The sequence below is a fragment of the Enterobacter sp. 01-M-03-SI-ECC genome, assembly GCF_047530215.1.
GTDB lineage: Bacteria > Pseudomonadota > Gammaproteobacteria > Enterobacterales > Enterobacteriaceae > Enterobacter > Enterobacter chengduensis.
This window is the reverse complement of record NZ_JBLKDA010000030.1, coordinates 38,326-45,599: the sequence shown is the minus strand read 5'-3', so window position 1 is coordinate 45,599 and position 7,274 is coordinate 38,326. Positions and strand designations below refer to the sequence as shown.

General features: G+C 56.8%; 6 protein-coding genes. All 6 read right to left on the bottom strand.

Translation table 11 applies throughout. The annotated features are described in order from the left end of the window. Positions 1-260 precede the first annotated feature (260 nt). Positions 261-1,361 carry a branched chain amino acid ABC transporter substrate-binding protein LivJ gene (gene livJ / locus ACMWKK_RS21480; protein WP_072265651.1) on the bottom strand — a complete coding sequence of 367 codons (1,101 nt, stop codon included), beginning with the start codon at positions 1,359-1,361 and terminating at the stop codon, positions 261-263. A 197-nt stretch (positions 1,362-1,558) separates the two neighbouring features. After that, entirely contained in the window at positions 1,559-2,824 is a 1,266-nt protein-coding gene (locus ACMWKK_RS21475) for a 4-aminobutyrate--2-oxoglutarate transaminase (protein WP_112780393.1), read from the bottom strand. A 136-nt stretch (positions 2,825-2,960) separates the two neighbouring features. Continuing rightward, on the bottom strand, positions 2,961-3,818 hold the full coding sequence (gene rpoH, locus ACMWKK_RS21470) for an RNA polymerase sigma factor RpoH (RefSeq protein ID WP_028015143.1): 858 nt from the start codon (positions 3,816-3,818) through the stop codon (positions 2,961-2,963). A gap of 252 nt (positions 3,819-4,070) precedes the next feature. Further along, positions 4,071-5,126, bottom strand: a complete 1,056-nt coding sequence (gene ftsX, locus ACMWKK_RS21465; protein ID WP_045328907.1) for a permease-like cell division protein FtsX — start codon at positions 5,124-5,126, stop codon at positions 4,071-4,073. Next, on the bottom strand, positions 5,119-5,784 hold the full coding sequence (gene ftsE, locus ACMWKK_RS21460; protein ID WP_025758973.1) for a cell division ATP-binding protein FtsE: 666 nt from the start codon (positions 5,782-5,784) through the stop codon (positions 5,119-5,121). The genes ftsX and ftsE overlap by 8 nt, the downstream gene beginning before the upstream one ends. A gap of 2 nt (positions 5,785-5,786) precedes the next feature. Beyond that, on the bottom strand, positions 5,787-7,247 hold the full coding sequence (gene ftsY / locus ACMWKK_RS21455) for a signal recognition particle-docking protein FtsY (protein WP_045328910.1): 1,461 nt from the start codon (positions 7,245-7,247) through the stop codon (positions 5,787-5,789). Positions 7,248-7,274: the final 27 nt, after the last annotated feature.

Sequence of the window (7,274 nt, the reverse complement as noted above, 5' to 3'; positions counted from 1 at the left end):
CAGCTTATTCCTTCAGGCTATCGGGTCGGGCATGAGCCTGCATCCCTGCAGGCCACGCCCTCTCGGCGCATCCCTGCGCCTCGCCCCGGCCTTCCGGAAACGCTTCGGCGATTTACAGCCGGACCGGGGCATCGCTGTAAGGCATTTATAACCCTGATGGCACATACATTGCTTTAGGTTTGAAAATTACTGGGGATTTCTCAGCCCACGGGGAGAGGGAGAAAACATTAAAAAAGGCAACTTACGTTGCCTTTTTGCTTTTATTTTGCGTCGGTCGCCGTGCCGTTAGCATGCCAGTCAAACACGCCGAACTCGAAGCCCTTCAGGTCGCCCTTCTCATCCCAGGACAGCGGCCCCATGACGGTATCCACCTTATTCGCTTTCAGCCATTTGGCAATTTCCGCCGGATCGGCTGACTGGTTCAGGCCCGCCTGCAGCGACTGCAGCGCCGCGTAGGTGGTCCAGACGAACGCGCCGCTAGGATCCTGTTTCTTCGCCTTGATGGCATCTACGACAGGTTTGTTCGCAGGGACCTGGTCATAGTTCTTCGGCTTGGTCACCAGCAGGCCTTCGGCTGATTCACCCGCAATGTTAGACAGGGACACGTTCGCCACGCCTTCCGGGCCCATAAACTGGGTTTTCAGGCCCGCCGCGCGCGCCTGGCGCAGGATCTGGCCCATTTCCGGGTGGTAGCCACCGTAGTATACGAAGTCGATGTTCTCTTTCTTCAGACGCGCCACCAGCGTGGAGAAGTCTTTCTCACCGGCGGTGATCCCGTCGAAGAACACCACGTCGGCATTGGCTTTCTTGAGGTTGTCCTGCACTGAACGCGCCAGACCTTCACCGTACTGCTGCTTGTCATGAACGATGGCAATGCGCTTCGGCTTCACTTTTTCGACGATGTATTTCGCCGCGGTTGGGCCCTGATCGGAGTCCAGACCGGTGGTGCGCAGGGTCAGCTTGTAGCCGCGTGCGGTCAGCTCCGGCGCGGTCGCCGCCGGGGTGATCATCAGGATACCTTCGTCTTCGTAGATGTCAGACGCGGGCTGAGTTGAAGAAGAGCACAGGTGGCCGATAACGTATTTGATCCCGTCGTTCACCACTTTGTTCGCGACCGCGACCGCCTGTTTCGGGTCACAGGCATCATCATATTTTACGATCTGCAGCTTTTCGCCCTTAATACCGCCTTTGGCATTAATGTCTGCAACCGCCTGCTCGGCACCCGTGAACTCCTGGTCACCGTACTGCGCTACCGGACCGGACATGGCGCCAACCACAGCCACCTTAATGTCTGCCTGCGCCATGGTGCTGAATGCCAACGCGATACATCCTGCCAGTAACGCTTTACCCTTCATGTTCATCCTGAGATTCCCCATTATTATGGTTATTACGATTGTTGTGATGTTGTTGTGCAGCGCTTTATGTCAATTATAGGTGTGCTGTTCGCGCTTTTTCAGCATACTCTGCTAAAACATACCCGATTTTTATGATATTGGAATAGCTAATTTGAAATGAATATATGCCAGGCCCGGCCGGGATTTCTGCCGGGCATGTGGCTTTAACGTGTCAGCGAGGCGGAGATAATGTCCAGCGCTTTACGGAACTGCGCTTCAGGAATAGTCAGCGGATAGAGGAAACGAATCACGTTGCCGTAGACGCCGCAGCTCAGCAGAAGCAGCCCTTCCTGCAGCGCCCGCTCCTGCACCTGGCGAGTGAATTCCGGCGAAGGATGCCCCGTTTGCGGGTCGTTAAACTCCACCGCCACCATCGAGCCCTGCGCGCGAATATCCGCGATATACGGGCAGTGTTCCTTCGCCTTGTTCAGCACCTCCACAAGGTGATGGCCAAGATGCGCCGAGCGCGTGCAGAGATCCTCTTCTTCAATCACGTCGAGCACGGCATGCGCTGCGGCAATCGCCAGCGGGTTCCCGGCGTAGGTCCCGCCCAGCCCGCCCGGCGCGGGCGCATCCATCACCTCAGCACGGCCCGACACCGCCGAGAGCGGCATCCCGCCCGCCAGGCTTTTTGCCATGGTGATCAGATCGGGCTTCACGCAGTGGTGCTCCATCGAGAACAGCTTGCCGGTACGGGCAAAGCCGCTTTGCACCTCGTCGGCAATCAGCAAAATGCCGTGGGTATCGCACAGGCTGCGCAGCGCCTGCATAAAATCAGCGGGCGCGATGTTGAAACCGCCCTCTCCCTGCACCGGTTCGAGAATAATCGCCGCAACCTGGTCCGGCGCGATATCCGCCTTAAAGATGCGCTCCAGGCTTTTTAGCGCTTCCGCCGTGCTGACGCCGTGCAGTTCATTGGGGTACTGCGCGTGATACACCGAGCCGGGGAACGGGCCGAAGCCGATCTTGTACGGCGCAACCTTGCCGGTCAGCGCCATGGTCATAAAGGTGCGGCCGTGGAACGCGCCGCCAAAGGTGATAAGGCCGGGACGGTGGGTATACGCCCGGGCAATTTTGACGGCGTTTTCAACCGCTTCTGCTCCCGTTGAGAAAAAGGCCGTTTTCGCCGGGCCGTCAATTGGCACGCGTGCGTTGATGCGTTCGGCAAGCGAGACATAGCCTTCATAGGGGACAATCTGGTAGGCCGTATGGGTAAAGGCGTGGAGTTGTTTTTCGATGGCGGAAATGACTCTGGGATGGCGATGGCCGGTATTCAGCACCGCGATCCCCGCGGCGAAGTCGATGTACTCGTTGCCCTCGACGTCCCACACCGTGGCGTTGTCGGCTTTATCGGCATAGAAGTTACACATCACGCCGATGCCTCGCGGCGTCGCCTGTAAACGCCGGTCGTTGAGTTCGTTGTTTTTCACCCTGTCCCCCTGAGAAAGTCGCCTGCTTAGCGCATCAGTAAGTGTTTGCCAGGGGGAAGGAATTCGCCAGAGCGGGGGATAAAAAAACAAAACCCCCGGACTCTCATCCAGGGGTTCTCGATGTACTTCGCGAAAATTACGCTTCGATAGCGGCGCGAAGTTTTTTCATGGCGTTCTTTTCAAGCTGACGAACGCGTTCCGCAGAGACGCCGTAGCGGTCGGCCAGCTCCTGCAGCGTGGACTTGTTGTCTTCGTCCAGCCAGCGGGCGCGGATAATATCCTGGCTACGTTCGTCGAGGCCTTCCATCGCATGGGTCAGCTTGTTCGCGGCCTGATCTTCCCAGTTGTCCTCTTCAATGCCGTCGGCAAAGTTAGAGGTTTTATCCTGCAGATACAGAACCGGTGCCATAGGCTGGCTGTCAGATGCGTCGTCGTCGGAGGACATATCAAAGGTCATGTCCTGCGCGGCCATACGGGATTCCATCTCACGCACGTCTTTGCTGGAAACACCCAGCTCGCGCGCCACCATTTCCACTTCATCCTGATTGAACCAGCCCAGACGCTGCTTGGTTTTACGCAGGTTGAAGAACAGCTTGCGTTGCGCTTTTGTCGTGGCGACCTTCACGATACGCCAGTTGCGCAGCACGTATTCATGAATTTCTGCTTTGATCCAGTGCACGGCGAAGGAGACGAGTCGCACACCCACTTCCGGGTTAAAGCGACGCACAGCCTTCATCAGGCCGATGTTACCTTCCTGAATCAAGTCCGCCTGCGGCAGGCCATAGCCCGCGTAATTACGAGCAATGTGAACAACAAAGCGCAGGTGAGACAGGATCAGCTTTTTCGCTGCTTCCAGATCGCCCTGGTAATGCAGCTTTTCAGCAAGCTCCTTTTCTTCCTCGGCCGTCAACATCGGCCAGGTGTTCGCAGCCCGGATGTAAGATTCCAGGTTACCAACAGGGGCTAAAGCTAAAGTTTGCATTTCTTTGGTCATTCATTCCTCTCAATGTTTCTTCTGGTCCAGGCTGTCCCCGTCAGGCAACAACCATGCCAAAGCGTTTGAGCAACGAGATTAGCATTCACTCTTTTATCAGACAGTGATTTTATCCACAAGTTCCAGGTGCAACGGTGAATAAATTACGCACAAAATGTGACATGAAGATGATACTGCGGGAAAGAGAAACAGGGACATCTTTCCCTGCAGAGCAAACACCTCGGTGCAGGGAAAGATTATATCACGCTTTTATTAGTCGGGAGTAAAGTGACGTAAATGTTGAACGGTTGCCAGCCAGGCTGCCACCCACCCAATCATCGAGCACACCAGCAGCAGTAACAGGCACTCGTCGAACCCTAAGCCGCTGATATTAAACTTGGTTCCGAAAACCTGCGCCACTTCCGTTACGGCAGACGAAAGCCGCATCACCAAAATTTCTGATAATATCAGTGAAAGAAATGCGCCGGAAAAACCGAGCAACGCGCCGCCATAGAGGAACGGACGGAGGATGAAGCCATCCGTCGCACCAATCAGTTTCTGCACGTTGATGGTATCGCGGCGGGCGAAGATGCTCAGACGCACGCTGTTACCAATGACGAGGAAGACCGCCGCCACCATCAGCACGCCAATCATCGCCGCGACGCGGCCTACCAGCCCTGTCAGAGCAGAGAGACGCGCAAACCAGCTGTCATCCATGCGCACTTCATCAATGCCCTTAATGCGCGTGATGCGATCGCGCAGGGTGTTAAGCGAATCGGTCCCCTGGAAATCCAACTTCGGGATCACCACCGCCACGGCGGGCAGCGGGTTCTCTTCGAGCATGTCCAGCGCGCCGCCAAAGCCAGACCAGTTGCGGAACTCGCCCAGCGCGTCTTCACGGGAGAGATAGTTGACCTTCTCCACCCCCTGCTCGGCCTGAATTTGCCCAACCACCTGCGCCGCCGCGTTATCGTCGAGCGCTTTATCGAGATAGACCGTGATCTGCGGGGACGGATAATACTGTGAGGCCGCCTGGTTGACGTTTTTATAGACCATATAGCAGACGCTTGGCAGCGTCAGAGAGATGGCAATCACCATCACCGTCAGGAACGTCGCCAGCGGTTTGCTTTTCAGGTCCTGCAGCGCGCCGTGGAACGCGTAGCGCACCTGCTCGTTAAACACGTTGGTTTTGCGGGAAGCAGGTTTTGGCGCGGCCTTCTGGCGCTTCGGCGCATTACGATTGCCGTCACCGCCGCCCTGCGGCTTACGGAAGCGGTCAAACCGGTTCCCGAACTGCCGAATCTGGTTTATTGCATCACGCTTATTCACCGTGGCCTCCGTGCAAATGACCGTCGCTCAGGGTCAGCATGCGGTACGAACGACGGGAAATGAGTCCGATGTCGTGCGTCGCCATCAATACGGTGACCCCCACGCGGTTAAACTCCTCAAACAGACGCAAAATCCCTTCTGACAGGGCATCGTCCAGGTTACCGGTCGGTTCATCCGCCAGCAGCACGGCAGGCTTGTTCACCACCGCGCGAGCGATGCCCACGCGCTGCTGTTCACCGCCGGAGAGCTGGATCGGGAAGTTCTTCGCTTTGTCCAGCAGCCCGACCTTATCCAGCGCCGCGGAGACGCGACGGCGGATATCGTCATAGCTGGCACCGGCAATAATCAGCGGAATGGCCACGTTATCGAAAACGGTGCGATCCATCAGCAGGTGGTGATCCTGGAAAATCATGCCGATCTGACGACGCAGGAACGGCACTTCGCGGTTTTTCAGGCGGCTGATCTCATGGCCGCCGAAAAAGATTTTCCCGGCGCTTGGCCGCTCGATCCCACAGATAAGCTTGAGCAGGGTACTTTTCCCCGCGCCGGAATGGCCGGTCAGGAATGCCATCTCGCCCGGCTGCAGGTGGAAAGTGACCCCCTGCAGCGCTTGTCTCCCACCGAGATAGGCCTTGCTGACGTGTTCAAAGCGAATCATTGTTAGTCCTCTCGGGCAAATAATGCCTCAATAAAGTCGTCCGCCTTAAACGGACGTAAATCCTCAATACGCTCGCCCACACCGATGTAGCGGATTGGAATGCCGAACTGGTCGGCCACGGAGAAGATCACCCCGCCTTTCGCGGTGCCGTCCAGTTTGGTCAGCGCAATCCCCGTCAGTCCTACCGCTTCATGGAACAGCTTCGCCTGGCTGATGGCGTTCTGTCCGGTGCTGGCATCAATGGTCAGCATAATTTCATGCGGTGCGTCTTCGTCCAGCTTCTTCATGACGCGAACGATTTTCTTCAGCTCTTCCATCAGGTGCGATTTGTTCTGCAAACGCCCTGCGGTATCGGCAATCAGCACGTCCACGTTGCGCGCCTTCGCCGCCTGGATGGCGTCGAAGATCACGGATGCGGAATCCGCGCCGGTGTGCTGGGCAATCACCGGAATATTGTTGCGCTGGCCCCAAACCTGCAGCTGCTCAACCGCCGCCGCGCGGAAGGTATCCCCCGCCGCCAGCATCACCGATTTACCCTGCTGCTCGAACTGACGCGCCAGCTTGCCGATGGTGGTGGTTTTACCCACGCCGTTCACGCCGACCATCAGAATAACAAATGGCGTTTTGCCTTCAATATTAAGCGGTTCGTCAACTTTTGCGAGAATTTCACCCATCTCGTCTTTCAGCAGGCCGTACAGCGCTTCGGCGTCGCGCAGCTGTTTGCGGCTCGCTCCTTCTGTCAGGTTGGCGATGATCTTACGGGTGGTGTCCACGCCGACGTCCGCAATCAGCAGCTGTTCTTCCAGCTCTTCAAAGAGATCGTCGTCGATCTTCTTGCCGCGGAACAGGCTGATAAATCCGGAACCTAAGTTTTCTTTGGTTTTCAGCAGGCTGCGCTTCAGGCGGGCGAAGAAACCTTCTTTGGTCGGTTTTTCCTGCTCCTGAACGCTCTCTTCTTCCGGTTCTTCTTCCACCGGCACGACGATGACCGCGTCTTCCGCGGCTTCCGCCGCCAGCGCCTGGGCTTCTAGCTCTTCGTCGGTCAGCTCTGGCTCAAGCGCCGCCTCTTCTTCCACCGCCTCAACAATTTCAACGGTTTCCGCTTCGGCCTGCCACTCTTCGGCTGACACCTCTTCGGCCTTCACCTCTTCCGGCAGCGGCAGCTCTTCGTGTTCAATAACGGCCTGCGGCGCGTCGGCAACGTCTTCAACGACAACCGGTTCTGGCTTCTCGCTCTCCTGAACCTGCTCCGTGACTTCAACCACCTCTTGTGCAAAGGATTCAATCTCTTCTTTGCTGTGCGCCGTTTCTTCCGCTTCGACTACCGCGGCGGTTTCTACAGGCGTTTCAGGCTGCGACGGCTCTTCAACGGCTTGTTGCTCTTCGGTTTTCTGTTCTGTTTCTTGCTCTTTTTCACCGAAGCCCAGCCAGGAAAAGAAGCCACGTTTTTTTTGTTTTGCCATCTGCGACTACACTCCTCGCGGCGCTAT